Here is a 25564-nt window from a genome sequence, read left to right on the forward strand (position 1 = left end):
TCGCTCGTTTCGGGCTGTGCCTCTGCCCGAAACACTTCTGAATACGGCTGCCTGTCAGGCGTTTGGGTCGTAGTCGCTCAGACGTTTGCCGGGCTCGTCTGCGAAGATCTCTGGCAGCGGCGAGACGGATTCGATCAGGTCGATGCGGAAGACGCGGAAGCCGTTGCGCAGTTCGCACCATGCTGTGAGCGTCCAGACGCGGCCCCAGTACTCCATGTGAAGCGGACGGATTGTGCGTTCAGTCAGAACGCCGTCAATGCGACGGTAGGACAGCCGAAGCTTTTGGCGTGATTTGATGGCCGCGCGGATCGGAGCCATATAAGCAAGCCCGCGGGCTGCATCTGCAAAAGGGTAGACCGCGAATTTCCAGCTATCGGCTTCGGCCACAACCTGTGTGGGCAGAACGGCATCGATCTTGTCTGCCAGAGAGTTGGCGGCGGCTTTCAGGTCTGGATCTGCGGCCTCGGCCACGATCGCCATGCCGAGGTTCAGGGCCTCAAGCTCGGCCGGGGTCAGATTCAGCGGCGGCAGGGTGATCTGCTCGCGCACCATGTAACCCACGCCGCGCTCTCCTTCGACCGGAACACCCGAGGCGACCAGTGTGTCCATGTCGCGATAGATGGTACGGACCGACACTTCCAGCTGGTCCGCGATGTCCTGCGCGCGGTGCAGTTTGCCGTCGCGCAGGATCTGGATGATATCGAACAGGCGGTCAGTTCGTCGCATGACACGCCGTCCGGACCGCGCCTAGGCAGTCATGTTCCATAATACAGCCTCATGGCGCATCTGAACGCTTTCAGGGTTGATGGCCGCCATCATGCCTGCTGCACATTCCTGTTGCGGGAACTGCGCCGCAGCGTCCTGCGCGGCCTTCATGTCCGTCCAGACAACATAGTCGGTCCAGCGGCCGTCTGCGCCCTGACTGAGCTGTCGATGGGCAAAGCCGGGCGCGCTGCGAACAAAGGCTTCGGATGCCTTGCTGAGCTTTACGAACTCTTCAGGGGTGGTGCCGTTGGCAAGAGTGAAGGTGACGATTTCAGCAACATGGGTCATGTGAGTCTCCGTTGACCAGGTTTCGATGCCATCGTTTTAGCCACTTCCAACTGACATAAACCTGTCAGTTGGAAAATGCGAGCCCATAGTTTTTTGCAGATGAGGTCAATTTTCGACCTCAATCCGTGCCGGATCCCTTTTGGGACAGGGCCTGGCGGCGTAAACACGGACCCAGTTCATATTCCCGGCGCACAAAGGCGCCGATGAAAAAGGAGAAATGAGATGCTGAACAATATTGGCCTTCCCGGTCTTCTGCTGATCGCCGTTGTGGTTCTGGTTCTGTTTGGTCGCGGCAAGATCAGCTCGCTGATGGGCGAAGTCGGCAAAGGCATCACCGCGTTCAAGAAGGGCGTGAAGGACGGTTCGGAAGAACTGGAACAGGACGCGTCGGAACTGGCCAAGGACGTGACGCCTGAAACCGAGAAAGACAAGGCGTAAGCGCAGATGTTTGATCTGGGCTGGACCGAACTTCTGGTCATCGGCATTGTCGCCCTGATCGTCGTCGGGCCGAAGGACCTGCCGGTTTTGTTCCGCAATGTCGGGCGGTTTGTCGGCAAGGCCCGTGGCATGGCACGCGAATTCAGCAGCGCCATGAACGAGGCCGCCGATCAGGCTGGTGTGAACGAGATCAAGAAAGGTCTCAACGCCGCTGCGAATCCGGTTGGCTCGGCCATGGACGGCGTGAAACAAGCCGCGCAGGATATGGCAAAAAGCATGGATCCCACCAAGTTCGATCCTGACAGCGAAACCGGTAAACTGGCAGCCGAGCGAGCCGAACAGGCCAAGAAAATTCAGGCCTCAACGGCCCGCGCTGCCGCCGAGCGCAAGGCCAAGGAAGCTGCCGAGGCACTGGCCAAGGCCGAAGAAGCCGAAGCGGCGCTGAAGACTGAAGGCGAAACATGACCAAGACCGACGAGATCGAAGATACCTCGGCCCCATTGATCGAGCACCTGGCCGAGCTGCGCACGCGGTTGATCCACTGCGTCGTGGCTTTTCTGGTCGGGATGATCATCTGCTTTACGGTGGCCACGCCGATCTTCAATTTTCTGACCAACCCTTTGTGTGAGGTCCTGACCGAGCGCGGACAGGATTGCGGCCTGATCTTCATCTCGCCGCAGGAAGGGTTCTTTGTCGCGATCAAGGTCTCGCTTTTGGGGGGCTTCATTCTGGCGTTTCCCTATATCGGGATGCAGATGTGGCGCTTTGTGGCTCCGGGCCTCTACAAGTCAGAGAAGAATGCGTTTCTGCCTTTCATGCTGGCCTCGCCCTTCATGTTCCTTCTGGGCGCGAGCTTTGCCTTCTATGTCGTCACGCCCCTGGCTTATGACTTTTTCCTTGGGTTCCAGCAATTCGGCGCTGAAGGCGAAGCCGTGGCTGATGGCGCGACGGCCGCGCCGCTGAGCGTGGTGTTTCAGGGCTCGGCACAGGAATACCTGAACCTCACGATCAAGTTCATCGTGGCCTTTGGGCTGTGCTTCCAATTGCCGGTTCTTCTGACCCTCATGGGCAAGGCAGGTCTGGTCAGCGCCGAGGGTCTGGGGGCCGTGCGCAAATATGCTGTGGTCGGCATTCTGGTGCTGGCGGCGATCGTGACGCCTCCTGACGTGATCACGCAGATTATCCTTTTTGTCGTGGTCTATGGCCTCTACGAGATTTCGATCTTCCTGGTTGCCCGGGTTGAAAGGAAGCGAGAAGAGCAGTTGCGGGCCGACGGCTATTATGACGATGAAGAAGCCGAAGCGGACGAAGATCTGATGCGGGAATTCGAAGACGACAAGTAACCTGCTGAAACAACAGCCGAGGCGCGCCCCGTTCGGGCGCGCCTTTTTCGTTCGCGGGCCTTGTTGCGCCAATCAGAACATGCTTTGAACCGATCCGTATCTGACCGGAGGAGCCGATGGACGACCAAGCCCTGAACCGTATTGCTGCCGCGTTGGAGCGCATGGCGCCGGCGCCTTTGGCCACACCGGATTTCAATGCGGCCCCGGCCTTTGTCTGGCATGTGGAACCGGAACGCTTGGAGCCGGTTGAACAGGTCAATCGCGTCGATCTGGATCTGCTGGTCGGCATCAATCGGTCGCGCGACACGTTACTTGACAACACCCGCCGCTTCGCGGCCGGCTACAAGGCAAACAATGCACTGTTGTGGGGCGCGCGCGGGATGGGCAAATCCAGCCTCGTGAAGGCCGTCCACGGCACGCTGAGCGCAGATCATCCTGACCTGAAGCTTGTGGAGCTACAGCGCGAGGATATGGGCTCGGTCGCGCGTCTGCTGAACCACCTGCGCGCGGCGCCTTATCGGTTCATCCTGTTTTGCGACGACCTCTCGTTCAGTCACGATGACCAGCATTACAAATCGCTCAAGGCCGTTCTGGATGGCGGTATTGAAGGTCGCCCGGAAAACGTGGTGTTCTACGCGACCTCGAACCGTCGCCACCTGATGCCGCGGGACATGATTGAAAACGAACGTTCCAGCGCCATCAACCCGTCAGAGGCGGTCGAGGAAAAGGTATCATTGTCCGACCGCTTCGGTTTGTGGCTGGGATTCCACCCCTGCGATCAGGACGAATATCTTGCCATGATCGACCGCTATTGTGCCGCCTATGGCGTTTCGGTCGATGCCGAAATCCTGCGCGCCGAAGCAATCGAATGGCAGGCCACACGCGGATCGCGTTCAGGCCGTGTCGCGTGGCAGTTCTTCGTCGATCTGGCCGGGCGCAACGGCGTTCATATCGCCTGATCCCGGCTTCATCTGGCCAAAAATATCCCCGCCGGAGGCATGGCCCGTCAGGGCCATTTCCTAAAGCAGCGCCAGGATCCGCGCAGCCTCATCAGCCGTGCTCGTCAGTGCATCGCGATCTTCGCCCGGGTGGAACCGGGCACGCACGGCGGTCGGCATCGGTGCTGGTTCCACGATCGAAACGCGCGGACCGGTGCGTTCGGTCTCGGCCGCCCAACTGCGGGCCAAGGCCATTTGCGCGGCCTTGGTGGCACCATAGATGCCATAGAACTTCTGTCCGGCTTTCGGGTCATCGAAGAATACCGCGTGGCCGTTTTCACCCAGCAGCGGCGAGACATATGGGATCAGAACCGAGGTTGCGTTTGCATTCGTGTTGGCTGCCTTGGTCCATTCCTTTGGGTCAACGAAATGTACCGGCGTCAGCGCCGAGGTGTGAATGGCCGTATGCAGCCACAAATCCACCTTGCCCCAACGGTCATGGATCCCGCGGCACAGGGTTGCCATCGCGTTCGGATCGGTGATGTCCATCGGTGCCAGCGTGGCAGAGCCACCCTTGGCCTTGATGCGATCGTCCAGTTCTTCCAGCCCGCCAGTGGTCCGGGCGACGGCGACGATGTGGTACTCGGGCGCCAGCGCTTCGGCCAAGGCAGCGCCCAGCCCGCGCGAGGCCCCGGTTATCAGGGCGATTTTGGTCGTATCGGTCATGCCTGCGGTTTGAACCCCCGCGCGCGGGGCGTCAAGATGTGATCAGCCGCCAGGGATGGCGATACGTCTGGTCTGGCCGCTTTGTCGCAGCATTATGCCATGCTCATCAATCGCGATAACTGTGCCCGAGGCAACGCGGCTTCCGGGTTTTACTTCTTTCACGCGGCCTGATGACAGGCGCATCAGGGCGCGCATATCCGCTTTCGGCCCGAATACGCCCAGAACCGAGACGGAATTCTTCTTCAGCGCGCCCCGCTGTGTGGCCGCGCTTTGGACTTTGGCGTTCGACATGATCCGCGGTCCGGGGCGTGGCCCGGACCCCTTTTTGAGTGAGTGGTCGCGGCCAGATAGCAAAACGCTCAAGCGAACAAAAGCGCTGCACGGACAGGTGTCATCGCGATTTGGCGCCCTTGAAAAAAGCCCTTGTGATTGCGTGGAATTCGCCGACTGGTTGTGGCAGATTTCCACTCATTCACATCACATGACAGCAATCAGTCCGGTCGACAGCTATCGGCTGGCCGGGATGATCCGCCGTTTTGATTCGCTTTTCAGAACGGAAAATTGACTGTGTCAGTCCCGTTTCGTCCGCTCAGCCCGAGGCCAGTTTCGCCGCATTCCAGGACCCGCCCGGAACCTGCATGTCGGCGCGCTTCTGGCTGACACGGCTGCTGTTCTCCAGATTGTCCAGATAACCTTCGCTGACGCTGCCCGTGATGTATTTGCCGTCAAAACAGGAACAGTCGAAGGCTTCGATCTCGGGATTACCTTCCTTGGCGGCCCAGATCAGATCTTCCAGGTGTTGATAGAACAGGGCGTCGGCACCCAGTTCTTCGCGGATCTCTTCGATTTCCTTGCCGTTCGCGATCAGCTCGGCCTTGGTGGGCATGTCTATACCATAGACATTGGGGTATTTCACCGGCGGCGATGCGCTGGCGACATAGACCTTCTTGGCCCCGGCATCGCGGCACATCTGAACGATCTTCTTGATGGTGTTGCCCCGTACGATGGAATCGTCGATCAGCAGAACACTGTGGCCGTCGAATTCCAGCGGCACGGCATTCAGCTTGCGGCGGACGGATTTCTGCCGTTCCGCCTGACCCGGCATGATGAACGTACGCCCGACATAGCGGTTTTTCACCAGCCCTTCGCGATAGGGGATGCCGGTGATCTTTGCGGCTTCCAGAGCCACGGGGCGGGCGCTGTCGGGCACCGGTATGATCCGATCGATTTCCAGCCCCGAGTCCTGAATCTGTTTTGCCAGCGTCTGGCCCATGCGCATTTGCGTCTTGTAAACCGAAACACCGTCCAGCAAAGAATCCGGGCGCGCCAGGTAGACATACTCGAATATGCAGGGCGTCAGCTTGCCTTCGACCGCCTGATACTCGTGCATGTTGCCGTCCAGATCGATCAGGATCGCCTCACCCGGGCGAAGATCACGCAGCTTTTCAAAGCCGTTGATGCCAAAGGCCACGTCTTCCGAGGCAAAGGCATAATCATCACCGTCTCCGTCCACTTCGCGTTTGGCGACCGAAAGTGGGCGAATGCCAAACGGATCGCGGAAGGCCAGCATACCGACACCCGCGACCAGACAGATCACGGAATAGGCGCCCTGAACGCGTTCCATCGTCATCTTCACACCGGCAAACAGATTGCGGATGGGTTCGCCGTTGCCATTCACCTTGATCGCGTCCGCCACTTTGTCGGCCAGCACGTTCAAAAGGATTTCAGAGTCTGACGTGGTGCGCAGGTGCCGGCTGTATTTGCCGGTAACCTTTTCGCGCTGCTCAGCGGTGTTGGTGATGTTGCCGTTGTGAACCAGATAGATGCCGTAAGGGGCGTTCACGAAAAAGGGTTGCGCTTCGGCCGCGCTGAGGGACCCCGCCGTCGGATAGCGCACATGACCCATGCCCACACGACCCAACAGGGTTTCTGCATCCTGGGCGTTGAACACATCCTTGACCAGACCGTTGGCCTTCTTTTCGCGGAAGAACTCGCCGTTGTAGGTCACGATCCCTGAGGCATCCTGACCCCGGTGCTGCAACATCAGCAGCCCGTCATAGATTTCGGCAAACACATCATGTGTCCGGCTTGCGATTCCCAAAATCCCACACATTTACGGGGCTCCAACTTCTATGACGATTTGACCTGAGGGTTGACCGCCGTTCGGCTTCGGATCCTCTGCAAGGCGCGTGCTGTCAGTTTGGTGGCAGGCGACAACGACGCCAATAGGGCGACCATCACAACGACCAGCGCGCATTCGAACAGAAAGAACAAGATCGGTGGCTCCGATTCCGTGGCGGGTTGGCCTCCACATAATGCCTAATGGCGTGGCTGTCATCAAAGGATCACACTCACCTATTGCCGCAGGTCAGGATTTCGCAGATCGGGGCAAGTTCACGAAGGAGATGACATGTGCAATCATATGTGCTGTCATGCCAATTAATATGTGCAAATCAGGATGGGTGAAGCACGCAAAGGGCCGGAATGTGGCAACATAAACCTCAAAAGAAGCAGGAGCGGATCAAACAACGGTGCCACAGGTGCCGGGGAATGGGCCGGGCGCCCTGTCAGATCTGCAACGGGGCGGGCGAAGTTGTCAAAAGCCGGGATATTCTTGGCAAACCGATCTCCAGCCGGTGCGACGGGTGTTTCGGGCTGAAAACGATCCGCTGTACGGTTTGTGGCGGGGAAGGGTACATTTGAATAGAAAAAGCCCGGACAGTGCCGGGCTTTCATCATGCAATGCACCTTGAGTTTACCCGTCAGCTGGTGCCGTGGTTTCGGGTTGTTCGTTTCCTGCCGTGCAGCTGGCAACCAGTTCCTCGTATTGTGCGGTCACCCAACCCAGAGCGGCTTCGGGGTTTTGCTCTTCAATCTGACTGCTGAACTGCTCGAACACCTTGGCCGAACGGCTTTCGTCCACGATTGTATAGGACTGGCCGGTCATGACCGTGTCATAGACAAAGAAGGCGATTGCAACCAGCAGAATACCGCGCGCGATGCCGAAGAACAGCCCCAGCGCCTGATCCAGGCCGCCCAAAGCCGAACGCTGCACCAGCGATGAAAACAGCGGTGTGAAGATGCTGACCACAATCAAAGCCAAGGCAAAGACGGCTGCAAAGCCGGTGATCACCGAAAGTTCACAGCTGTCGCGCAGGAAATCCCCAACCACCGGGATTTCTTTGACCAGCGGTACAGCCTGTGGGGCAAAGATGAATGCCAGAACGGCCGCCGCGACCCAGCCTGCAATGGCCAGAACTTCGCGCATGAAGCCACGTGAGTAGGCCAGCAAGCCCGACAGCACGATGATCAGGGCGACGACCCCGTCAATTATTGTAAAACCTTCCATGGCCCTCGCCTGTTCTTTTTCTGCCCCTCAAGGCGCGACTTTAACCTGCTCCGAAGGTTTCGCCAACAAACCCCACCAAATCAGAGGGTCGGGTGAGTGTCAGACCTGCCACAGTGCCGGTTTTACCACCAGCCGGAGCAATTGCCGCCGTGAAACCAAGTTTTTGCGCTTCTTTCAACCTGTTTTCGGTCTGTGGGGCCGGTCTAAGTGCCCCGGACAGCGAGATTTCTCCGAATACGACCGTGTCGGCGGGCAATGCTGTGTCTTCGCGGGCACTCAGAAGGGCGGCGGCCACAGCCAGATCGGCGGCGGGTTCGCTGACTTTCAGACCTCCGGCAACGTTGAGATAGACGTCGAGCCCGGCAAAAGGAATGCCGCAGCGGGCCTCGAGCACCGCAAGGATCATTGCCAACCGCCCGCTGTCCCACCCGACAACGGTGCGGCGGGGCTGTGAGTGGGGCGAGGGTGCGACCAGAGCCTGCAATTCGACCAGCACGGGACGGGTGCCTTCAATGCCCGCAAAAACAGCAGAGCCGGGGCTTGGCCTGCCACGTTCGGACAGGAACAGGGCCGAGGGGTTGGTCACTTGCGCCAAGCCCTTGCCGGTCATCTCGAACACGCCGATTTCGTCCGCTGGCCCAAAGCGGTTCTTGACCGCGCGCAGGATGCGGAACTGGTGGCCGCGCTCGCCCTCGAAGTAAAGGACGGTGTCAACCATGTGTTCGACCACACGAGGGCCCGCGATCTGGCCTTCCTTGGTGACGTGGCCAACCATGATGATCGAAACACTGTGCCGTTTCGCAAACGTGGTCAGTTCATGGGCCGCGGCCCGGACTTGTGATACGGAACCGGGTGCGCTGTCGACATTGTCCGCCCACATCGTCTGAATCGAATCGATGATGGCCAGGCCTGGTTTTTCGGCTTCCAGCGTCGTGAGGATGTCGCGCAGGTTGGTTTCGGCGGCGAGTTGAACGGGGGCGTCCTCAAGCCCAAGACGGCGGGCGCGCATACGAACCTGTGCGCTGGCTTCTTCGCCCGAGACATAGATGGTTTTCACGCCCGCACGCGCGAAACGCGCTGCGGCTTGCAGCAGCAGGGTGGATTTCCCGATGCCGGGGTCTCCGCCCACCAAAAGGGCGGAGGCCGGGACCAGCCCGCCGCCCAAGACGCGGTCCAGCTCCTCGACCCCGCAGAGGGTGCGGGGCGGCGGTGTTTCCTCGGTGGACAAATCCGTGAGTGCGATGGACTGGCCGCGTTTGCCGCCGAGGGATTTTCTGGCCGGGCCAGTCGATATGGGCGCGTCCTGAACAATGGTGTTCCATTCGCCGCAACCGTCGCAGCGTCCGGACCATCTTGTATGCGTCGCACCGCAGGCCGAGCAGGAGAAGGATGTCGTCTTTGCCATGACGCACTTGGTGCCCGAGCTTGGGCGGTTCTTCAAGCCCTTGCGGGCTTTCCTCACCGCCGATGGCGCGCTGCGGCCTCAGGCCCGGTTGGGTCATCGCCCGAAGCGGGCGCTGGCGCGCCTATTCCGCCGGTCGAAGGGGCGACATTGCAACCACGCTGGACGCCTTTGAGGCGCCATTGTTGCGCGGTGTGTGCAGTTGGGTCGACAATTCGGGCAGAAGCTCGAACAGCTCATCCCGCAGGCGGGTAAGTTGCGACCTGGCGATCGTCTCTTCCATTTCCACATCCCGCGTCCATTGACGCAATTCGTTCTGGATGACCTGCGCCTCTTCCAGACGTTGTTGAAACAGTTCGATCTCTTCCTGCCGTTGTTGCAGGAACATCCGCGCGCGTTCGACCTGCGCATCGCCATAGGTCCGGGCCAGTTCCTGACTGATCTGGCTCATCTGCGCGGCCAGTTCCAGGATCTCGGGCTCGAGCGATTGCAGGTCGGGGTGCTGGCGCAGAAACCCCATGCGTTCCTTGACGGCGTCAAACTCGGACGACATCATGAACAGCCCGCCGCGATCGGCGGCATGGGCCATTTGGTACGCGTCCGCGATGTCCTGCATATTGAGCGCAAATTTGCGGTGGTTGTTTTCTAGCGCCATCATTCGGGCATTTGCCGGCAGGTAAAACGCCAGCATGAGAATCAGCGCTGTCAGGCCAATCTGGATGAACATGCCGGCATCCTTTGCCGGTACCTCGCCAAATCCGGCCTGCATAGAAAGCCAGGGCAATACGCCAAAAGCGGATAGCAGTGTGGCTGAAACGGCCAATAAGGCCGCCAAGCAGATCAGGAAAAAAGTCAGTCTTAAAAAGGCATTCTGAAATTGCAATGTAATACTGTGGAGGGCGGCCATGATCGTCGAACTCCTTCTCAAACCGGTACACACCGGGCCAAAGCGGAAGGTAATCTAACGATTGCGTGCGATCCGCTGCGGACCCGAAAACTACAAAACACTGCTGCTCGAAATATGAAGATGATACTTAGATTTGTGTTTTCAATCAATTAGGTCTGAGCTTTTCGTGAAGTGGATGTCATCTCTGTAATATGGCCAAGCACGATCGACGCCAAAATGCAGGCCGTGAACAGGTAGAGACCCCATGCGGTCTCAACGGTGGCGTAAGAGATGCCCTTGGCCAATGTGATGTAGAGCGCGATCAGGAAAATGTCGGCCATCGCCAGCTTGCCGAGGATATTCAGCGCGGGTTGGACGCGGGCATCCAGCAGATTCCATTGGATCAGCGCGGTGCCGATGGTTTTGATGTAGGGCGCGAAGAGGGCGAAGATGGTGACGATCAGCGCAAGGAAGACGTCGGATTTCCACAAGGATTGCAGCCCGGTGATGACACTGATTTCGCTGAGGCCGAAGATCGGCAGAAACCCCGCGCGCATCAGCGGGGCGAACCACGCGATGGGGTAGAGGATCAGGAGGGAAAGGGTGGCGAGGCGGAGGGGCATGACTGGGCGTCTAGGTAAGATTTCGAAATTTGCGGCGATGATTTGATATGGTTACCTTAAACCAGCACTCGCCACTGAGTTATTTTTAGACGGGGAAGAATGATGTCGGGTTTTGTGGCCTTCAAGTCAATTGTCGATCCATCGGACTGTGATTTTCTGGGGCATATGAACGTGTCCAAGTATTTTGCGGCATGTTCGGATTCCGTTTTTGCGTTGCAGGCAGAGTTGGGGCTGACGTCCGAAGACATGCGGTCGGGAAGAAAGCTATCCTTTGCGGTGGTCTATGCAGAAAGCAATTTCCTTGCGGAATTGAGTGCCGGCGAGGCGATCCAAATGGAAAGCGAAATCCTGAAAGTAGGAACGAAGTCCATGACTTTCAGCCACAAATTAGTTCGAGTGATGGACGGTGAAACGACATTTTCGACGGTTTTCAAATGCGTCTTGCTCAACCTGCAGACAAGGCGCGCCGAAGCTATTCCTCAGGACGTTATCGAACGCTCGGCAAAGTGGCTGGCAAAGAGCGAAGATTAACGCACAGCCTCAATCGGCCCCTCTGCACTCCCGCTGATGAACTGCTCAACATAGGGATCACCAGACGCATCCATCTGGCCCACCGGACCGGTCCATTGGATAACACCACCGTGCAGCATGGCGACGTTGTCGGCAATCGCGCGGACGGAACTCATGTCGTGGGTGATGGTCATCGCGGTGGCGCCCATCTCGGTCACGATTTCGCGGATCAGATCATTGATGACGCCGGACATGATCGGGTCGAGGCCGGTGGTGGGTTCGTCGAAAAAGATGATCTCGGGCTCGGCGGCGATGGCGCGGGCAAGGCCCACACGTTTTTGCATCCCGCCTGACAACTCGGCCGGAAAGCGGTCGGCCACGTCGGATTTCAGACCCACGCGGCGCAGTTTTTCGATGGCGATTTCGCGCGCTTCCTCGGTTGGGCGCTTCAACGATCCGCGCAGCAGGCGGAAGGCGACGTTCTGCCAGACGGTCAGTGAATCAAACAGCGCCGCGCCCTGAAACAACATCCCGAACCGGGCCAGAAACGCATCTCGGTCGCCCTTGCTGGCATCTTTGCCGTCCACATAGATCATGCCGCTGTTGGGTTTGATCAGGCCCAGAATGCATTTCAGGGCGACCGATTTTCCGGTGCCCGAACCGCCGATGATGACCATCGAGGTGCCCTTGGGGATCTCAAGGTTCATGCCTTGCAGCACGTGGTTGTCGCCAAAGGCCTTATGTACGTTCTCCATCCGGATCATAGCGAGAAGAATACCCCTGTGAGAACGAAGTTTGCGGCCAGGATCAGCACCGCTGCGGCCTCGACCGAGCCCTTGGTGGCGCGGCCCACGCCTTGTGCGCCGCGGCCGGAATTCATGCCGTAGTAACAGCCCATGATCGCCGCGATCAGGCCAAAGGCCGCGCCTTTGACCAGCGACGAGACGATGTCACGGGTTTCAAGGAAATCGACCGTGTTTTTCAGATAGGCGGCCGGGTTGAAGCCCAGATTTTGCGTGGCGACGGTGTAGCCCCCGGCAATTCCGATGATGTCACCCACTGCCACCAAAGCCGGCACTGTGATCAGGGCGGCCAGAACCCGCGGGGCGGTGAGGTATTTCATCGGATGCGTGGACAGCGTGACCAGCGCGTCGATCTGTTCGGTCACTTTCATCGTGGCGATCTCGGCCGCGATCGAGGATGTCACGCGGGCGGCAATCATCAGGCCGACCAGAACCGGGCCGAGCTCTCGCACCATGCCGATGGCGACGATCTGGGGCACCACGGCTTCGGCGTTGAAACGCGCGCCGCCGGCGTAGATCTGCAACGCCAGCGCACCGCCGGTGAAAATCGCGGTCAGGCCGACGACCGGCAGGGACAGCCAGCCGATGTTCAGCAGGGCCATGCCAAATTCGCGCGGATAGAAGGGGGGGCGCAGAATATGCGAAATCGCATCAAGCGCGAACAATGCCACCCGGCCAAAGGCCGCAAGCAGGCTAAGAACTGTGCGGCCCAGACCTCCGAGCGCGGTGAGCGGGTTCATTCCACATAGCCCCGCGAATAGCGATTGCCCATTGATGTGAGAATTTCATAGCCAATTGTACCGGCAGCTTCGGCCAGGTCATCGACGGTCTGATGGCCATTCAGGATACGCAGGCGTTCCGGGTCTTTGGGCAGGTCTGTGACGTCCACCGTGATCAGGTCCATCGAGATACGGCCAACAACCGGGCAGGGCTGATTTCCGGCGAAGGCGTCGATGCCGCCCCCGATGGCGCGATGCAGGCCGTCCGCATACCCGGCCGCGACGGTGGCGATACGGGACGGCCGGCGCGCCACCCAACTGTTGCCGTAACCAACGGTTTCGCCCACGGCCAATCTGCGCACCTGAATGACAGGCAGATCGACGGTGACAACGGGTTTGGCATCCGCAAAGGGCAGGCCGCCATACAGGCCGATGCCCGGGCGGCAGAAATCGAAATGGAACTCGGGCCCCAAAAGCATACCGCCGGTCGCAGCCAAAGAACGCGGCGCGGCGATGCCGTCGGTCATCTCGCGGAAGGTTTTGAGCTGCTGCCGGTTCATCGGATGGTCCGGCTCGTCCGAGCAGGCCAGATGAGACATAACAACGGCTGGGTTCAGGGCCTCGGCCCTTTGGCGTAGTTCGGCCCAGTCGGCGGGTTCCAGCCCCAGCCGGTTCATGCCACTGTCCAGCTGAATGCCAAAGGGATGGTCGGGCAGGGCCTCCATATGGCGCTGATACTGCTCGCCCGAGTTGATCAGCGGCGTCAGGTCGTTGGCGCGCAGAAGGTCTGTGTCGCCCTCCATATGGCCGGAAAAGACTCCGATCATCGGGCCGGGGCCGACCGCATTGCGGACAGCGGCGCCTTCTTCTGCGGCCGCCACAAAAAACTTGCGAACGCCTTCCTCGGCCAGCGTATCGCTGACGGGCCCGGCACCCAGCCCATAGGCATCGGCCTTGACCACGGCGCCGGTTTCGACCCCGGTTTTCGCGTCGAGCGCCCGCCAATTGCTGGCGAGCGCCTGAAGATTGATCGTCAAACGTGCAGTACTCATGGCACTGTTCATGACATTGCGCCGTCCAAGGTCAAGAGGGAATGGCGCATTTACCTGTCGGTTTATGTTGGTGTTTGGTCTGTTGTTACGGAAAACACCATAAAACCAGAAGAAATGGCAGCATTCCGCCATGGTTGCACGTTTTGGGATTGTCTTCACATCAACGTTAAAGCGATCCTGGGAACCGGATCGTTCGGTTCCGGTAAAGACCGGGCGCAGCGTCAACTCATGAGGGAGCCATGGATTTTTCTACCGGTTTGACCCGGGACCCGTCAGAGATCATCCGTCTTTTTGCAGGCGTTTTTTCCGCATCGGAAGGGCCAGAGGAGGGGGCGGCAATAGGTGAATTCGTACGTGAATTGCTCAACAGCACGCCGCCTGAAGATATCCTGGTGTGCACGGCTCAACACGATCACGAGCTGCTTGGCTGTGCCATCTTTTCCCGGATGACGTTTTCGCAGGATACGCGCAATGTGTTCATCCTGTCGCCGATGGCCGTGCAAACGGGCAGGCAAAAAACAGGTATTGGACAGGCGCTGATTTCCTATGGTCTGGATCGCTTGCGGGCCGCAGGTGTGGACGTGGCACTGACCTATGGCGACCCGGCCTATTATTGCAAAACGGGTTTTGTGCAGATCACCGAGGATACTGCCCAGCCACCGCTGAAACTAAGCCATCCGCACGGCTGGTTGGGGCAGGCGCTGGACGGTTTTGACCTGAAACCGCTGAAAGGCCCGTCGCGATGCGTTTCCGCGCTGAACAATCCATTGCTGTGGTAGGCGGGATCGGTTTTTTCGCTTTGGTCGATGGCCTTGGTTCCACAGCCTAGAACAGGGCCTCATCTATGATCGCCTTGCTGTTCCGGACATGTCGGGCCACCAGCTTTTTCTGTCGCCTGCCGCTGGGGATATAAAAGGCAGGGTCCATATCCTTATTGCAGTCGAGACCCGGAAAAATCTGCAACAGCTCGTGCAACGCTTCGGGCGGAAGGGATTTGAGGGCTTCGGGGCCGGCGAACAGGCTTTCACTTGGCGCGCCTTCGGCAAAAAGAACCACGTGACGGTCACAGACAACGTGATGATAAACCACCTGCGTCGCATCGTAATCCACGTAAACGCCCGGCAGGTCTGTCAGCCGGATGGCCGAGACCAAAACGTCCCTTGTGTCGAACATGCGCTGCGCGATGTCCGATCGGACCAGCATTCGGTGCTGTCGCGAAACCGTCAGGTCTCGGCGGGGCAGGCCGTGCCCCAGGGCGCCGGCCGTGATGCGGACTGGGCGCAGTTCGGGTGATTTCAACAGATCGACCTGGCGCAATGACCGGGACAGAACAAGCCGAACGGTGGCCGCGCTGCCTTCGGTCGTCATCACTTTGTCACCGGGGCGGATATCCTGAACGCTGATTTCGCCACGGTCCGTCAGGATCAGGGTGTCCGAAACAAAACAGGGGGCGCCGGGGCTGGGATTGGGATCCTCAACAAAGTTGACCCCGTCCTTCGATGACAGAGACGCGGTATCGTCCGTGCCGTTGCTGCCGATCTGGGTCGAGGTCTGGCCGCTGGCCGGTCCCTGTGTCGCAGTCACCTGCGAGTCAAAGGATACAAAGCTGAGAACCGAACCATTGTCCGAAAGAGAGACCGCCCCAAACCGGTTGATGCGCGCCGAAATCACGTAATAGTCGAACCCGCCCACAGTGGTCATCGTTCCATTGTCGACATCCGTCGAACTGCGCACCGAGCCATTGGGGTTGTAAACATCGACCTGCAAGCCGGTGACGTCGGTTCCGGTCGGAACCCGGATTTCAATGAAATCTCCGTCCGGAGCAAAGTTCGGGCCGTTGCGATATCTTATTTCCGATATGATCGCGGGCAAATCAGTGGGTCTCCGGGCGGGTTTGGCGCGTTGGGTTGAACGTCACCGTCACGTTAACACCGGGCAGGAAAAACACCAAAGGGCTTGGCGTTTCATATCTGGGGCAGGTGTTCTGTCCGCGATCAATAACCCTCGATTTCACCACCCTGTTGCCAGGGTTTGACCAGATTGCCAAAGCGGGTGAATTGGGCTTCGAACGACAACTCGACCGTACCGATGGGGCCATGACGCTGTTTGCCGACGATGACTTCGGCCTTGCCGTGCAGACGTTCCATCGCCTGCTTCCACTCTTCCATCTTTTCCAGTTCGTGATCACCGGGCTTTTCGCGCTCTTTGTAGTATTCCTCGCGGAACACAAACATCACAACGTCGGCGTCCTGCTCGATCGAGCCGGATTCGCGCAGGTCGGACAGCTGCGGGCGCTTGTCGTCGCGGTTTTCCACCTGGCGCGACAGCTGTGAAAGAGCAATGACCGGGATGTTCAGTTCCTTGGCGATGGCTTTCATGCCCATCGAAATCTCGGCGATTTCGTTCACCCGGTTGTCGGCCATGCCGCGGCAGAGCTGTAGATAGTCGATGACCAGCAAGTCCAGCCCGTGCGTTCGTTTCAACCGACGTGCACGGGCGGCAAGTTGCGAGATCGGCAAGGCAGGGGTGTCGTCAATAAACAGGGGACACGCCTCAAGCTCTTTGGCCGCATCCACAAATCGACGGAACTCGGCCTCGGTCATGTCGCCCTGACGGATTTTGTGGCTGGAAATCTCCGAGGCTTCCGCCAGAACCCGGCCCGCAAGCTGTTCCGCGCTCATCTCGAGTGAGAAGAAGCCAACAACGCCGCCATCGATCGCGCCTTCGCTGCCGTCGGGCTTTGTGCCGCGCTTGTAGGCCTTGGCAACGTTGAAGGCGATGTTGGTCGCCAGCGAGGTTTTACCCATGGATGGACGCCCGGCCAGAATAATCAGGTCGGACGGGTGCAACCCACCCAATTGCTTGTCCAGATCGGCCAGGCCGGTGGAAATCCCGGCCATGCCGCCGCCGCGCTGGTAGGCCTCGTTGGTGACGTTGACGGCTTCGGTGACAGCCTTGAGGAAGGATTGGAAGCCTTGCTCGGTCTGGCCCTGCTCGGACAACTGATACAGCTGCTGCTCGGCCTCGACGATCTGTTCTTTCGGCTCGCTTGAGACATCGACCCGCGCCGCTTTGTCCGAGATGTCGCGGCCCAGCCGGATCAGCTCGCGCCGGATGGCAAGGTCATAGATCATCTGGGCATAGTCGTGCACTGCGAATGCGCTGATCGAAGCGCCCGCCAGTTTGACCAGATAAGCGGGACCGCCCAGTTCTTTCAGGCCCTCATCCTCGGCCATGAATGATTTGAGCGTCACGGGCGAGGCGAGCGCATTCTTTGCAATACGGGCCGAGGCCACCTCGTAAATCCGGGCATGGACCGGATCATAGAAATGTTCAGCCCCGATGATCGAGGCGACCCGGTCGTACAGGTCGTTATTGGTCAGGATCGCACCCAGAAGCTGTTGTTCGGCCTCAATGGAATGCGGCATGGTTTCGGCGTTCTGAATCTGTGCCGCTGCCTGCTCGATACTGCTGATCTCGTTCATTTTGTCCCCGCTGCCCGTTCCGAGGTTCTACACGCGAAACGTCACCGCAAGCTATCTGGAAATACCTGTGACTAACTTGGGGTAAAGCCTAGGGATAACTTTCCAGACCGCTTGGATGCCTGCATATACATCGCTTATTATGTAGGAATTGTCGGAAAAGTCACCATATATCGTGGCGAGCTGCCCGATTCTTTCGGGTTTATCCCCAATCCTTCCACAAGAGGTTTACGCTGGTTTATTGGCCTCTTGCCATCCGCGCGGGTCGTTCAGGAAAGCTTCGACACCCTCAAGTGTTTCCTGATCAAAGGCTTTCTGTGCCTTGGCCTCGGCCAGAACATCCCACCATGTGCAGAGCGAGTGCAGCTTGACGCCATGATCACCCAGCGTTTTCTCGGTCTCGGGGAAGATGCCGTAGTAGAAGATGACGGCGGTGTGCCCGCAGGTGGCACCGGTTTCGCGGATCGCATCGACAAAGGACAGTTTCGAGCCGCCATCAGTGGTCAGGTCTTCAACCAGCAACACACGCTCACCTTCGCTCATCGCCCCTTCGATTCGGGCGTTGCGGCCATAGCCCTTGGGTTTCTTGCGCACGTAGGTCATGGGCAGCGCCATGCGCTCGGCGACCATGGCGGCAAAGGGGATGCCCGCCGTTTCCCCGCCTGCGATGTTGTCGAATGCCTCAAAGCCAGCATCCCGCATCACCGTGACGGTCAGGAAATCCATCAGGGTCGAGCGGATGCGCGGGTACGAGATCAGTTTGCGGCAGTCGATATAGGTCGGGCTGGGCAGCCCGCTGGCCAGCGTGAACGGTTCCCGCGAGTTGAAATGCACGGCCTTGATCTCCAGCAGCATCCGTGCAGTCAGGCGGGCGATTTCGGTGCTGTCGGGAAAAGAACTGGGGATCATGGCGCAAACCTCGGGGCTGAAAACACGTTGCGGGCTGATAGCCCGACCCTTGGGCCGGAGTCGAGAGGGATTGGACAAAAGAAAAGCGGACCCCCAAGAGGTCCGCTTTTGCCCATACGGGCGATGGGCAGCCAAGGTGGGCTTAACTGCTCATGTCATAGGCCCGCTCGCCATGTACCGAGAGGTCGAGGCCATTTGTCTCGGTCTCGGCGTCTACGCGAAGTGGCGTGATCTGTGCAACCAGTTTGACCAACACAAACGTGACAACTGCCGTAAAGGAACCCACGATAACGAGCCCGCCCAACTGAGCGGTCCAGGTTCCAAGGCCAAACAGGGCGATCATGAGCGTGCCGAATATACCGCCGACACCATGCACGGCGAAGACATCCAGCGTGTCGTCGATATTCAGCTTGTTGCGCACGATGCTGACGGCTTCCTGACACAGAACACCGGCCACTGCGCCAATGATCAGGGCCTGAACCGGACCGACGAAACCCGATGCAGGTGTGATCGAGGCCAGACCCGCGATTGTGCCGGTGACCAGACCGACCATCGAGGCCTTGCCAAAGCGGATACGCTCCCACAGGGCCCAGCTTAGCGATGCCGTAGCCGCGGACAGGTGCGTGACGGTCAGGGCCATCGCCGCTCCGCCATCGGCGGCCAGTTGCGAACCACCGTTGAAACCGAACCAGCCGACCCACAGCATTGCGGCGCCGACCATGACATAACCGGGGTTGTGCGGCGGAGTGGTGCGGTTGCGACGCGGCCCGAGGATGATCGCAACAATCAGCGCTGCCAGACCAGCGGTTTCATGCACCACGATGCCGCCTGCAAAGTCGCGCACACCGATCTCGCCCAGAATGCCGCCATCAGCCAGCATCCCGCCACCCCAGATCCAGTGCACCACGGGCGCATAGCACAGCAGCATCCACAGCGCCGAAAAGGTCAGGACAAAGCCAAAGCCCACACGTTCGACATAAGCGCCCACGATCAACGCAGGGGTTATGATGGCAAAGGTCATCTGGAAGGCGAAGAACAGGATCTCGGGCAGGGTTCCGGCAAGGCTGTCCACATCGACGCCGTTGAGAAAGGCCTTGCCCAAACCACCCCAAAGCCCGCTTTCACCGGGTCCGAACGCGATGGAATACCCCGCGACCAGCCACAGGACGCTCATCAAACAGGCAATGGCAAAGCAATGCATGAAAACGCTGAGGACATTTCGGGCACGCACGAGCCCGCCATAGAACAGGGCGAGGCCTGGCAATGTCATGAAAAGGACCAACGCGGTTGCTACGATGATCCAGGCTGTATCGGCTCCGTTCATGGGCCATTCTCCCTTCCGAATGAGTGCGCGGATCCGTGGAAACTGGGCACGGATCGGCGCTGCGTGAGCGGTGTGGGCTGTTTCAAGCCACCGTCGGTTGGAGAAAAAAGAGGCAAAGCGAAAAAAAGTGCCTGTTTTGGCAGCCTTTTTTCAACTGACTTCAAAAGAAGCGGTTTTTTTGGCCATGTGCTGAAAGTTTAGGCGCCTGCGGAAAGGGCCGTGTACAGCAGGGTCAAGGCGTGGTCACGCGCCGCGCGCCGCACGGCATCGCGACCGGGTGCGCCGAATTCAACGGTGTCAACATGCGTCGGCTGTCCCTTGACGGCCAAGCCGAAACACACGCGCCCTTCGGGTTTGAATTCGGACCCGCCCGGCCCGGCAATTCCCGTGATCGAGACGGCAAGTTGAGCCAGTGAGTTGCGCAGCGCGCCATCTGCCATTTCACGGGCCACCTGTTCGGAAACCGCACCGTGCGCGTTCAGCGTTTCGGCCCGAACGCCCAGCATGTCCTGTTTGGCCTCGTTGGTGTAGGTGACAAAACCCCGATCCACGACCGCCGAGCTGCCGGGAATATCGGTCAGGGCCGCAGCGACCATGCCGCCGGTGCAGCTTTCGGCGGTGGCGATCATCACGCCCTGCGCCTTGGCGCGGTCCAGCAGGTCTGTCACGTTCATAACCCCAGAACTCCGTGTGCGATACCTGCCAGAACCATCACTCCGATGGCTGCAAATATACCTGCAATCACGTCATCCAGCATCACGCCCATCGGATCGCCGCGGCGATCAGCCCAGCCGACAGGGCCGGGTTTGGTGATGTCGAACAGACGAAACAGGATGAACCCACCAACCCAGCCGGGCCAGAGCGCGGTAATGTCGATTCCATGCGCCCAGGACGGATAGGAAATTGCCCAAAGCGCAATGAACTGGCCTGCGACCTCATCGATGACGATTTCAGATGGGTCGTGGTCATCCTGACCTTCGGTCATCACGCGTGTGGCCCACAGGCCGCCGACAAAAACCGCAACCGTTGCCAGGGCCAGCAACGGGAAACCACCCAGCATGTGCAATACCCAGGCCATTGGCAGGGCCACCAGCGATCCCCAGGTGCCCGGGGCAGGGCGCAAATAGCCAACGCCACCGACAGTCCCGATCATCTGTGCCGCGTTCACGCTTTCACCAGACATGCCGTGGCCAAAGAGGCGATGCCCTCGCTGCGGCCGGTGAAGCCCAGACGCTCGGACGTTGTCGCCTTGACCGAAACCTGATCTGCACGCAGGTCCATGATTTCAGACATTTTTTCTCGCATGGCTGGTGCATGAGGGCCAATCTTTGGATATTCGCAGACCAGCGTGCAATCGACGTTCGAGATACGGTATCCCATCTGCCCCGCCAGCTCGACCGCGTGGCGCAGGAAAATCTCGCTGGCGGCGCCTTTCCATTGCGGATCCGAAGGCGGGAAATGTTGCCCGATATCCCCCTGCGCCAGTGCGCCATAGATCGCATCGGTGACCGCGTGCATTCCGACATCGGCATCCGAATGGCCTTGCAGTCCGCGGTCATGCGGCACTTTCACACCGCAAAGGATCACATGATCCCCATCGCCAAAACGGTGCACATCGTACCCGTTGCCCAGCCTTACATCCATTTCCGTTCCCATTATGCGTTCCGCCCGGGCAAAATCCTCGGGTCGGGTGATTTTCAGATTGTCCGCATCGCCCGGTATGATGCAGACATCAAGGCCGGCGGCGCGGGCCACCTCGACATCATCCGCAGCGCCGCCCGGATGGGCGGCGTGGGCGGCGGTGATGGTGTCATAGTGAAACCCCTGCGGAGTTTGCGCGGCGAACAGGTTGCTGCGATCCTGCGTACCGGTCACGGCCTGTTCATGCCCAACCCACAGCGCATCGGTCACCGCCAGCCCGGGCGCCGCCGCCGGACATGTTTCCAGGGCGTTCAGAACGTCGGTGATGATGCGGGGTGTGACGCAAGGCCTTGCAACGTCGTGGATCAAAACGCGCTGTACGTTCCGGTCGGCCAGTGCAGCCAATCCATTGCGCACCGATCCCGCGCGATCCGTTCCGCCCGCAGCCAGGATCAGCTCGGTTTCATGGAATTCTTCCCATGCGGCGCTGTCTTCGTCGGACAACACCAGAACAATGTGATCCACCTGTCCGCGAAAGCGCTCGATCGTCCAATCGGCCACCCGCCGGCCCGCAAGGCTGCGCCATTGCTTTGGCACGCCACCCCCGGCGCGCGACCCGCGACCGGCGGCAACTATGATGGCGGCAGTTGTCATATGTGCGCGCTCTCCTCGTGATGGGCATTGTTTAGGCGGCGGTGAATGCAGAGGCAATCACCCATGGTCATGTGATTAATAATTAGGCAAATGATGATTTTGCGGGCTTGTCGCGTGCCGTTTTGTTGTTCATATGCGCAGAAACCGATATCAAAACCACAACTGCCCAAGGATTAAGCACGTTGACATTGCACCTTGCCGACAAGGAAATAGCACCGCCTGTTTTGCTGGCCCCCATGGCCGGAATCACCGACCGCCCGTTTCGCGATCTGGTGTTGCGTTTCGGTGCGGGTATGGTCGTCAGCGAAATGGTCGCCAGTCAAGAGATGGTACAGGCCAAGCCCGGCGTGCGGGAACGGGCGGAACTGTCCGCGGATGTGGAAAACACCGCCGTGCAACTGGCCGGGCGCGAGGCCCATTGGATGGCCGAGGCGGCCCGTCAGGTGGCCGACCGTGGCGCGCGTGTGATCGACATCAACATGGGGTGCCCCGCCAAGAAGGTAACAAACGGTTATTCCGGCTCGGCCCTACTGAAAACGCCGGACCACGCGCTTGCACTGATCGAGGCCGTGGTGGGCGCGGTCGATCTGCCGGTGACGCTGAAAACCCGGCTGGGATGGGACGACACTCTGTTGAACGCGCCCGACGTGGCACGCCGCGCTCAGGACGCAGGTATTCAGATGGTCACGATCCATGGCCGCACACGCTGTCAGTTCTACAAGGGTCACGCCGATTGGCAGGCGATCCGGGCGGTGAAAGAGGCCGTATCGATCCCGGTCATCGCGAACGGAGACATCTTGGACACTGACGCCGCCCGAACCGCGTTGCGCCAATCCGGCGCGGATGGGGTGATGGTCGGTCGTGGCGCCCAGGGCAAACCTTGGGTTTTGGCGCAAATCTGTCACGACCTGTACGGGGCCGAGGCGCCCGAGATTCCGACCGGTCATGATCTGGTTGATATGGTTTGCGCGCATTATCAGTCGATGCTGGATTTCTACGGCACCGATCTGGGTCTGCGTGTCGCCCGAAAGCATCTGGGATGGTACATGGACGAAGCCGCAACGCCTGCGCCCTTGCGCCGGGCGGTGCTGACGTCGCGCGATCCGGCGGAAGTTCTGCGCCTGTTGGCGGATGCGCTCAGCGATACGGACGAGGTGGCGGCATGAATTCCGATGCCAGCATCTGGAACTCGCTGCCGGTTCCGGCGTTCATTATTGATGAACAGGATCGGATATCCGATGTGAATGCTGCGGGTGAGGGGTTTCTGAACGCGTCGCGCAAATCGGTGATCGGCCATCCGGTGTGGGATCAGATCGCCGTGGACGCGCCGTTGGAAGAGGCGTTCGAGCGCGCCCGCTGGCAGGGCACGCCATTGTTCGTGAATGATGTGGATGTGGGGTCGGGTAGCCGAGCGCCGCTGCAATGCGCGTTGCAGATTGCGCCTTTGGTCGGGCATCCGGGCTCTATGATCATGATCATATCGCCTCGTGAACTGGCAGGTCGGATGACGCGCGGGAATACCGTCAAATCCGCGGCACAATCCGCCATCGGTATGGCAGAAATGCTGGCGCACGAGATCAAGAATCCGCTGGCCGGGATCACCGGTGCGGCGCAGTTGCTCAGCATGAATATACCGCCACAAGACCTTGAACTGACTGACCTTATTGTTGCCGAAAGCCGCCGGATCGTGAAGTTGCTGGAACAGGTCGAGCAATTCGGGAACCTTCAGAAACCTGACTTCAAGCCGGTCAACATCCACGATGTGCTGGATCGCGCAAGACGGTCGGCATTGTTGGGATTTGGCGCTGACATGACGATCGTCGAAGACTATGACCCGTCGCTGCCGCTGGCTTACGGAGACCCGGATCAGATTCTGCAGGTGATCCTGAATCTGCTCAGGAACGCGTCCGAAGCGGCAGGACCGCAGGGCGGAACGATCCGCCTGCGGACCTATTTCGAACATTCCTTCCGGTTACGTCGCAGTGACGGGTCAGGGCATTCGCTGCCCTTGCAGATCGAGATCATCGATGATGGTCCGGGCCTGCCAGAAGACATCCGCGGCGACATTTTTGATCCCTTCGTATCCGGCAAGGAAAACGGCACCGGCCTGGGGCTGGCGCTGGTCAGCAAGATCATCTCGGACCATGACGGCTGGATTTCGGCCGAATCCGTGCCCGGGCGAACGGTATTCAAACTGTCGCTGCGCCGCGCGCCGCGAGACGCAATCGAGGACAAGAAGGAGAGCACCTGATGGATGGCACCGTACTGGTCGCGGACGACGATCGCACGATCCGCACTGTTCTGACACAGGCCCTGACGCGTGCCGGGTGCAAGGTGCATGCGACCTCATCACTGACCACGTTGATGCGCTGGGTCGGCGAGGGGAAAGGGGACGTGGTGATTTCCGACGTGGTCATGCCTGATGGAAACGGTCTTGAGATGCTGCCGAAGATTGCCGAAGACCGCCCCGGTTTGCCGGTGATCGTGATTTCCGCACAAAACACCATCATGACGGCGATTCAGGCGACAGAGGCGGATGCGTACGATTATCTGCCAAAACCCTTCGACCTGCCGGATCTGATGAAGCGGACAGCGCGGGCGCTGGATCAGAAGCAACGCGCCCAGCCAGAGCCGGCCGTGGGCACAAGCGAGCGCCCCGAAGAACTGCCTCTGGTCGGGCGAACACCGGTGATGCAGGCCCTGTACCGGTTGGTCGCCCGGGTGATGAACACGGATCTCTCGGTCATGATTTCCGGTGAAAGCGGCACGGGCAAGTCATTGATTGCGCGGGCCATTCACGATTTTTCCGACCGTCGAACCTTGCCCTTTGTCACTGTCACCGCTGCCGAACTGCGCGATCTGGAAGGCCCGGCCCGTGTGATGGCGCGGGTTCGCGGCGGTACGCTTTTGATAGACGAAATCGCAGATATCGAAGATGAGGTTCAGGCGCGCATCGTCCGCATGATGGATACACCGGGCGATCACGTTCCCCGTTTCATGGCCACCAGCCAATCAGACCTGACCGAAGGGATGGAGAACGGGCGCATCCGTCAAGACCTTTATTATCGCTTGTGCGGGGCGACGATCCACGTTCCATCACTGCGTGAAAGGGTGGATGACATTCCGCTGCTGGCCGAGCACTTTCTGGCTCGGGAAGAGCGGGAAAACGGCACTAAACGCTGGCTCAGCCCCGAGGCGGTAGAACTGGTGCGGCGCTATTCCTGGCCCGGGAACGTGCGGCAACTGGAAAATGCCGTGCGCCGGTTGGGTCTGACCAGCCGTGCTGATGAAATCACCAAAGCCGAAGTGGAAACGGTGCTGGGCAGCCAGCCAGAGGCGGAACCGGTCCTGAGCGGCGGTGAGCGCGAAAAGCTTTCGACCTCGGTCGAGCGGCATCTGCGGAGGTATTTTGACCTGCACGGCAACATTCTGCCGCCCCCAGGCCTGTATCAACGCATATTGCGGGAAGTTGAGGCCCCACTGATCGAAATCGCGCTGGATGCAACTGGCGGAAATCAGGCGAAATGTGCCGATCTGCTGGGAATCAACCGAAATACGTTGCGAAAAAAGATTACGGATCTCGATATTCAGGTGACACGTCGACGCAAACTGATGTAATATCGCCACACAAACCGTGGCATCCCGGCATCTGTTGGGAAAAGATCACGATATATGGCGGTAAGCCGCGCAAGCGGCACATCAGGATGAGGGC

Annotated in this window: 30 protein-coding genes; 11 read left to right on the forward strand and 19 right to left on the reverse strand. The window is 59.5% G+C overall.

From position 1 onward, the window contains the following. Positions 1-54: 54 nt before the first annotated feature. Entirely contained in the window at positions 55-726 is a 672-nt protein-coding gene (locus GOW04_RS03135) for a YafY family protein (protein WP_171231524.1), read from the reverse strand. Between the two features lie 21 nt (positions 727-747). Beyond that, complete coding sequence (locus tag GOW04_RS03140) at positions 748-1053, reverse strand: hypothetical protein (RefSeq protein WP_171231525.1); 306 nt, start codon at positions 1051-1053, stop codon at positions 748-750. Positions 1054-1275: 222 nt separating this feature from the next. On the opposite strand from GOW04_RS03140, the gene GOW04_RS03145 reads away from it, so the two are divergent. From GOW04_RS03145 to GOW04_RS03160, 4 genes are all read left to right on the forward strand, one after another. Then, positions 1276-1491 (forward strand): twin-arginine translocase TatA/TatE family subunit, encoded by a 216-nt coding sequence (locus tag GOW04_RS03145; RefSeq protein ID WP_152458176.1) that lies wholly within the window; start codon positions 1276-1278, stop codon positions 1489-1491. A 6-nt stretch (positions 1492-1497) separates the two neighbouring features. Then, positions 1498-1956 (forward strand): Sec-independent protein translocase protein TatB, encoded by a 459-nt coding sequence (tatB, locus tag GOW04_RS03150; protein ID WP_152458175.1) that lies wholly within the window; start codon positions 1498-1500, stop codon positions 1954-1956. Then, the gene (gene tatC, locus GOW04_RS03155; protein ID WP_171167848.1) at positions 1953-2834 is read left to right on the forward strand and encodes a twin-arginine translocase subunit TatC; all 882 of its coding nucleotides are present in this window, start codon (positions 1953-1955) and stop codon (positions 2832-2834) included. Before tatB ends, tatC begins: the two co-directional genes overlap by 4 nt. Before the next feature lie 116 nt (positions 2835-2950). After that, on the forward strand, positions 2951-3793 hold the full coding sequence (locus tag GOW04_RS03160) for an ATP-binding protein (RefSeq protein ID WP_170344072.1): 843 nt from the start codon (positions 2951-2953) through the stop codon (positions 3791-3793). A 60-nt stretch (positions 3794-3853) separates the two neighbouring features. Here GOW04_RS03160 and GOW04_RS03165 read toward each other — a convergent pair whose 3' ends face one another. Together GOW04_RS03165 and GOW04_RS03170 are read right to left on the reverse strand one after the other, a co-directional pair. After that, positions 3854-4498: an SDR family oxidoreductase gene (locus GOW04_RS03165; RefSeq protein ID WP_171115611.1), complete on the reverse strand. Its 645-nt coding sequence runs from the start codon at positions 4496-4498 to the stop codon at positions 3854-3856. A 42-nt stretch (positions 4499-4540) separates the two neighbouring features. Then, positions 4541-4789, reverse strand: coding sequence for a hypothetical protein (locus tag GOW04_RS03170; protein WP_152458171.1), 249 nt, complete (start codon positions 4787-4789; stop codon positions 4541-4543). On the opposite strand from GOW04_RS03170, the gene GOW04_RS03175 reads away from it, so the two are divergent. Beyond that, a complete protein-coding gene (locus GOW04_RS03175; protein ID WP_171231526.1) occupies positions 4788-5063 on the forward strand; it encodes a hypothetical protein in 276 nt (91 codons plus the stop codon). The genes GOW04_RS03170 and GOW04_RS03175 overlap by 2 nt on opposite strands. A gap of 24 nt (positions 5064-5087) precedes the next feature. On the opposite strand, the gene purF is transcribed toward GOW04_RS03175, so the two are convergent. From purF to GOW04_RS03195, 4 genes are all read right to left on the reverse strand, one after another. Next, positions 5088-6611: an amidophosphoribosyltransferase gene (gene purF / locus GOW04_RS03180; protein WP_152458170.1), complete on the reverse strand. Its 1524-nt coding sequence runs from the start codon at positions 6609-6611 to the stop codon at positions 5088-5090. Between the two features lie 642 nt (positions 6612-7253). Then, complete coding sequence (locus GOW04_RS03185; RefSeq protein WP_152458169.1) at positions 7254-7847, reverse strand: CvpA family protein; 594 nt, start codon at positions 7845-7847, stop codon at positions 7254-7256. A 40-nt stretch (positions 7848-7887) separates the two neighbouring features. After that, positions 7888-9252, reverse strand: a complete 1365-nt coding sequence (gene radA / locus GOW04_RS03190) for a DNA repair protein RadA (protein WP_171231527.1) — start codon at positions 9250-9252, stop codon at positions 7888-7890. Between the two features lie 121 nt (positions 9253-9373). After that, entirely contained in the window at positions 9374-9976 is a 603-nt protein-coding gene (locus tag GOW04_RS03195; RefSeq protein WP_253286103.1) for a DNA repair protein, read from the reverse strand. On the opposite strand from GOW04_RS03195, the gene GOW04_RS21860 reads away from it, so the two are divergent. Beyond that, positions 9969-10124 carry a hypothetical protein gene (locus GOW04_RS21860; RefSeq protein WP_254430054.1) on the forward strand — a complete coding sequence of 52 codons (156 nt, stop codon included), beginning with the start codon at positions 9969-9971 and terminating at the stop codon, positions 10122-10124. The genes GOW04_RS03195 and GOW04_RS21860 overlap by 8 nt on opposite strands. Positions 10125-10305: 181 nt before the next feature. Here GOW04_RS21860 and GOW04_RS03200 read toward each other — a convergent pair whose 3' ends face one another. After that, the gene (locus GOW04_RS03200; protein WP_152458166.1) at positions 10306-10758 is read right to left on the reverse strand and encodes a paraquat-inducible protein A; all 453 of its coding nucleotides are present in this window, start codon (positions 10756-10758) and stop codon (positions 10306-10308) included. 102 nt (positions 10759-10860) lie between these two features. Between GOW04_RS03200 and GOW04_RS03205 the strand changes: the two genes are divergently transcribed. After that, positions 10861-11289, forward strand: coding sequence for a thioesterase family protein (locus tag GOW04_RS03205; protein ID WP_171115623.1), 429 nt, complete (start codon positions 10861-10863; stop codon positions 11287-11289). Here GOW04_RS03205 and GOW04_RS03210 read toward each other — a convergent pair. From GOW04_RS03210 to alr, 3 genes are read right to left on the reverse strand one after another with little or no spacing between them, the layout of a single operon-like run. Then, positions 11286-12032 (reverse strand): ABC transporter ATP-binding protein, encoded by a 747-nt coding sequence (locus GOW04_RS03210; protein WP_171231529.1) that lies wholly within the window; start codon positions 12030-12032, stop codon positions 11286-11288. The genes GOW04_RS03205 and GOW04_RS03210 overlap by 4 nt on opposite strands. Beyond that, positions 12029-12811 (reverse strand): ABC transporter permease, encoded by a 783-nt coding sequence (locus tag GOW04_RS03215; protein ID WP_152458163.1) that lies wholly within the window; start codon positions 12809-12811, stop codon positions 12029-12031. Before GOW04_RS03215 ends, GOW04_RS03210 begins: the two co-directional genes overlap by 4 nt. After that, complete coding sequence (gene alr / locus GOW04_RS03220) at positions 12808-13842, reverse strand: alanine racemase (RefSeq protein ID WP_171231530.1); 1035 nt, start codon at positions 13840-13842, stop codon at positions 12808-12810. Before alr ends, GOW04_RS03215 begins: the two co-directional genes overlap by 4 nt. Positions 13843-14081: 239 nt before the next feature. Between alr and GOW04_RS03225 the strand changes: the two genes are divergently transcribed. Beyond that, entirely contained in the window at positions 14082-14621 is a 540-nt protein-coding gene (locus GOW04_RS03225) for a GNAT family N-acetyltransferase (RefSeq protein ID WP_171231531.1), read from the forward strand. 46 nt (positions 14622-14667) lie between these two features. Here the strand turns inward: GOW04_RS03225 and GOW04_RS03230 are convergent, their stop codons facing one another. The 7 genes from GOW04_RS03230 to GOW04_RS03260 form a co-directional block, all read right to left on the reverse strand. Continuing rightward, positions 14668-15714 carry a Hint domain-containing protein gene (locus tag GOW04_RS03230; RefSeq protein WP_171231532.1) on the reverse strand — a complete coding sequence of 349 codons (1047 nt, stop codon included), beginning with the start codon at positions 15712-15714 and terminating at the stop codon, positions 14668-14670. 122 nt (positions 15715-15836) lie between these two features. After that, positions 15837-17327 carry a replicative DNA helicase gene (locus GOW04_RS03235; RefSeq protein WP_152458159.1) on the reverse strand — a complete coding sequence of 497 codons (1491 nt, stop codon included), beginning with the start codon at positions 17325-17327 and terminating at the stop codon, positions 15837-15839. Between the two features lie 225 nt (positions 17328-17552). After that, positions 17553-18233, reverse strand: a complete 681-nt coding sequence (locus GOW04_RS03240) for an orotate phosphoribosyltransferase (protein WP_152458158.1) — start codon at positions 18231-18233, stop codon at positions 17553-17555. 142 nt (positions 18234-18375) lie between these two features. Then, a complete protein-coding gene (locus GOW04_RS03245) occupies positions 18376-19557 on the reverse strand; it encodes an ammonium transporter (protein WP_171167865.1) in 1182 nt (393 codons plus the stop codon). Between the two features lie 197 nt (positions 19558-19754). Further along, positions 19755-20231: a CinA family protein gene (locus GOW04_RS03250; protein ID WP_171167868.1), complete on the reverse strand. Its 477-nt coding sequence runs from the start codon at positions 20229-20231 to the stop codon at positions 19755-19757. After that, a complete protein-coding gene (locus GOW04_RS03255) occupies positions 20228-20740 on the reverse strand; it encodes a phosphatidylglycerophosphatase A (protein ID WP_174830205.1) in 513 nt (170 codons plus the stop codon). Before GOW04_RS03255 ends, GOW04_RS03250 begins: the two co-directional genes overlap by 4 nt. Next, positions 20722-21852, reverse strand: coding sequence for a bifunctional 2-C-methyl-D-erythritol 4-phosphate cytidylyltransferase/2-C-methyl-D-erythritol 2,4-cyclodiphosphate synthase (locus GOW04_RS03260; RefSeq protein WP_171231533.1), 1131 nt, complete (start codon positions 21850-21852; stop codon positions 20722-20724). The genes GOW04_RS03255 and GOW04_RS03260 overlap by 19 nt, the downstream gene beginning before the upstream one ends. A gap of 182 nt (positions 21853-22034) precedes the next feature. Between GOW04_RS03260 and dusB the strand changes: the two genes are divergently transcribed. From dusB to GOW04_RS03275, 3 genes are read left to right on the forward strand one after another with little or no spacing between them, the layout of a single operon-like run. Next, entirely contained in the window at positions 22035-23018 is a 984-nt protein-coding gene (gene dusB, locus GOW04_RS03265) for a tRNA dihydrouridine synthase DusB (protein ID WP_256368232.1), read from the forward strand. Then, complete coding sequence (locus GOW04_RS03270) at positions 23015-24103, forward strand: nitrogen regulation protein NR(II) (RefSeq protein WP_152458153.1); 1089 nt, start codon at positions 23015-23017, stop codon at positions 24101-24103. Before dusB ends, GOW04_RS03270 begins: the two co-directional genes overlap by 4 nt. Continuing rightward, positions 24103-25470: a response regulator gene (locus tag GOW04_RS03275; RefSeq protein WP_171167875.1), complete on the forward strand. Its 1368-nt coding sequence runs from the start codon at positions 24103-24105 to the stop codon at positions 25468-25470. Before GOW04_RS03270 ends, GOW04_RS03275 begins: the two co-directional genes overlap by 1 nt. Positions 25471-25564 lie beyond the last annotated feature (94 nt).

The organism is Ruegeria sp. HKCCA4812 (assembly GCF_013034245.1).
Classification (GTDB): Bacteria; Pseudomonadota; Alphaproteobacteria; order Rhodobacterales; family Rhodobacteraceae; genus Ruegeria.

Bases quoted from the DNA above. Each gene is read 5' to 3' on its own strand.
- GOW04_RS03145 (WP_152458176.1), top strand. From the start codon at position 1,276: ATGCTGAACAATATTGGCCTTCCCGGTCTTCTGCTGATCGCCGTTGTG.
- GOW04_RS03240 (WP_152458158.1), bottom strand. From the start codon at position 18,233: ATGATCCCCAGTTCTTTTCCCGACAGCACCGAAATCGCCCGCCTGACT.
- GOW04_RS03140 (WP_171231525.1), bottom strand. From the start codon at position 1,053: ATGACCCATGTTGCTGAAATCGTCACCTTCACTCTTGCCAACGGCACC.
- purF (WP_152458170.1), bottom strand. From the start codon at position 6,611: ATGTGTGGGATTTTGGGAATCGCAAGCCGGACACATGATGTGTTTGCC.
- GOW04_RS03205 (WP_171115623.1), top strand. From the start codon at position 10,861: ATGTCGGGTTTTGTGGCCTTCAAGTCAATTGTCGATCCATCGGACTGT.
- GOW04_RS03200 (WP_152458166.1), bottom strand. From the start codon at position 10,758: ATGCCCCTCCGCCTCGCCACCCTTTCCCTCCTGATCCTCTACCCCATC.
- GOW04_RS03195 (WP_253286103.1), bottom strand. From the start codon at position 9,976: ATGTTCATCCAGATTGGCCTGACAGCGCTGATTCTCATGCTGGCGTTT.
- tatB (WP_152458175.1), top strand. From the start codon at position 1,498: ATGTTTGATCTGGGCTGGACCGAACTTCTGGTCATCGGCATTGTCGCC.
- GOW04_RS03135 (WP_171231524.1), bottom strand. From the start codon at position 726: ATGCGACGAACTGACCGCCTGTTCGATATCATCCAGATCCTGCGCGAC.
- GOW04_RS03275 (WP_171167875.1), top strand. From the start codon at position 24,103: ATGGATGGCACCGTACTGGTCGCGGACGACGATCGCACGATCCGCACT.
- GOW04_RS03270 (WP_152458153.1), top strand. From the start codon at position 23,015: ATGAATTCCGATGCCAGCATCTGGAACTCGCTGCCGGTTCCGGCGTTC.
- GOW04_RS03215 (WP_152458163.1), bottom strand. From the start codon at position 12,811: ATGAACCCGCTCACCGCGCTCGGAGGTCTGGGCCGCACAGTTCTTAGC.
- GOW04_RS03260 (WP_171231533.1), bottom strand. From the start codon at position 21,852: ATGACAACTGCCGCCATCATAGTTGCCGCCGGTCGCGGGTCGCGCGCC.
- GOW04_RS03245 (WP_171167865.1), bottom strand. From the start codon at position 19,557: ATGAACGGAGCCGATACAGCCTGGATCATCGTAGCAACCGCGTTGGTC.
- GOW04_RS03250 (WP_171167868.1), bottom strand. From the start codon at position 20,231: ATGAACGTGACAGACCTGCTGGACCGCGCCAAGGCGCAGGGCGTGATG.
- tatC (WP_171167848.1), top strand. From the start codon at position 1,953: ATGACCAAGACCGACGAGATCGAAGATACCTCGGCCCCATTGATCGAG.
- GOW04_RS03225 (WP_171231531.1), top strand. From the start codon at position 14,082: ATGGATTTTTCTACCGGTTTGACCCGGGACCCGTCAGAGATCATCCGT.
- GOW04_RS03170 (WP_152458171.1), bottom strand. From the start codon at position 4,789: ATGTCGAACGCCAAAGTCCAAAGCGCGGCCACACAGCGGGGCGCGCTG.
- GOW04_RS03255 (WP_174830205.1), bottom strand. From the start codon at position 20,740: ATGTCTGGTGAAAGCGTGAACGCGGCACAGATGATCGGGACTGTCGGT.
- GOW04_RS21860 (WP_254430054.1), top strand. From the start codon at position 9,969: ATGAACATGCCGGCATCCTTTGCCGGTACCTCGCCAAATCCGGCCTGC.
- GOW04_RS03210 (WP_171231529.1), bottom strand. From the start codon at position 12,032: ATGATCCGGATGGAGAACGTACATAAGGCCTTTGGCGACAACCACGTG.
- alr (WP_171231530.1), bottom strand. From the start codon at position 13,842: ATGAGTACTGCACGTTTGACGATCAATCTTCAGGCGCTCGCCAGCAAT.
- radA (WP_171231527.1), bottom strand. From the start codon at position 9,252: ATGGCAAAGACGACATCCTTCTCCTGCTCGGCCTGCGGTGCGACGCAT.
- GOW04_RS03185 (WP_152458169.1), bottom strand. From the start codon at position 7,847: ATGGAAGGTTTTACAATAATTGACGGGGTCGTCGCCCTGATCATCGTG.
- GOW04_RS03165 (WP_171115611.1), bottom strand. From the start codon at position 4,498: ATGACCGATACGACCAAAATCGCCCTGATAACCGGGGCCTCGCGCGGG.
- GOW04_RS03235 (WP_152458159.1), bottom strand. From the start codon at position 17,327: ATGAACGAGATCAGCAGTATCGAGCAGGCAGCGGCACAGATTCAGAAC.
- GOW04_RS03175 (WP_171231526.1), top strand. From the start codon at position 4,788: ATGATCCGCGGTCCGGGGCGTGGCCCGGACCCCTTTTTGAGTGAGTGG.
- GOW04_RS03160 (WP_170344072.1), top strand. From the start codon at position 2,951: ATGGACGACCAAGCCCTGAACCGTATTGCTGCCGCGTTGGAGCGCATG.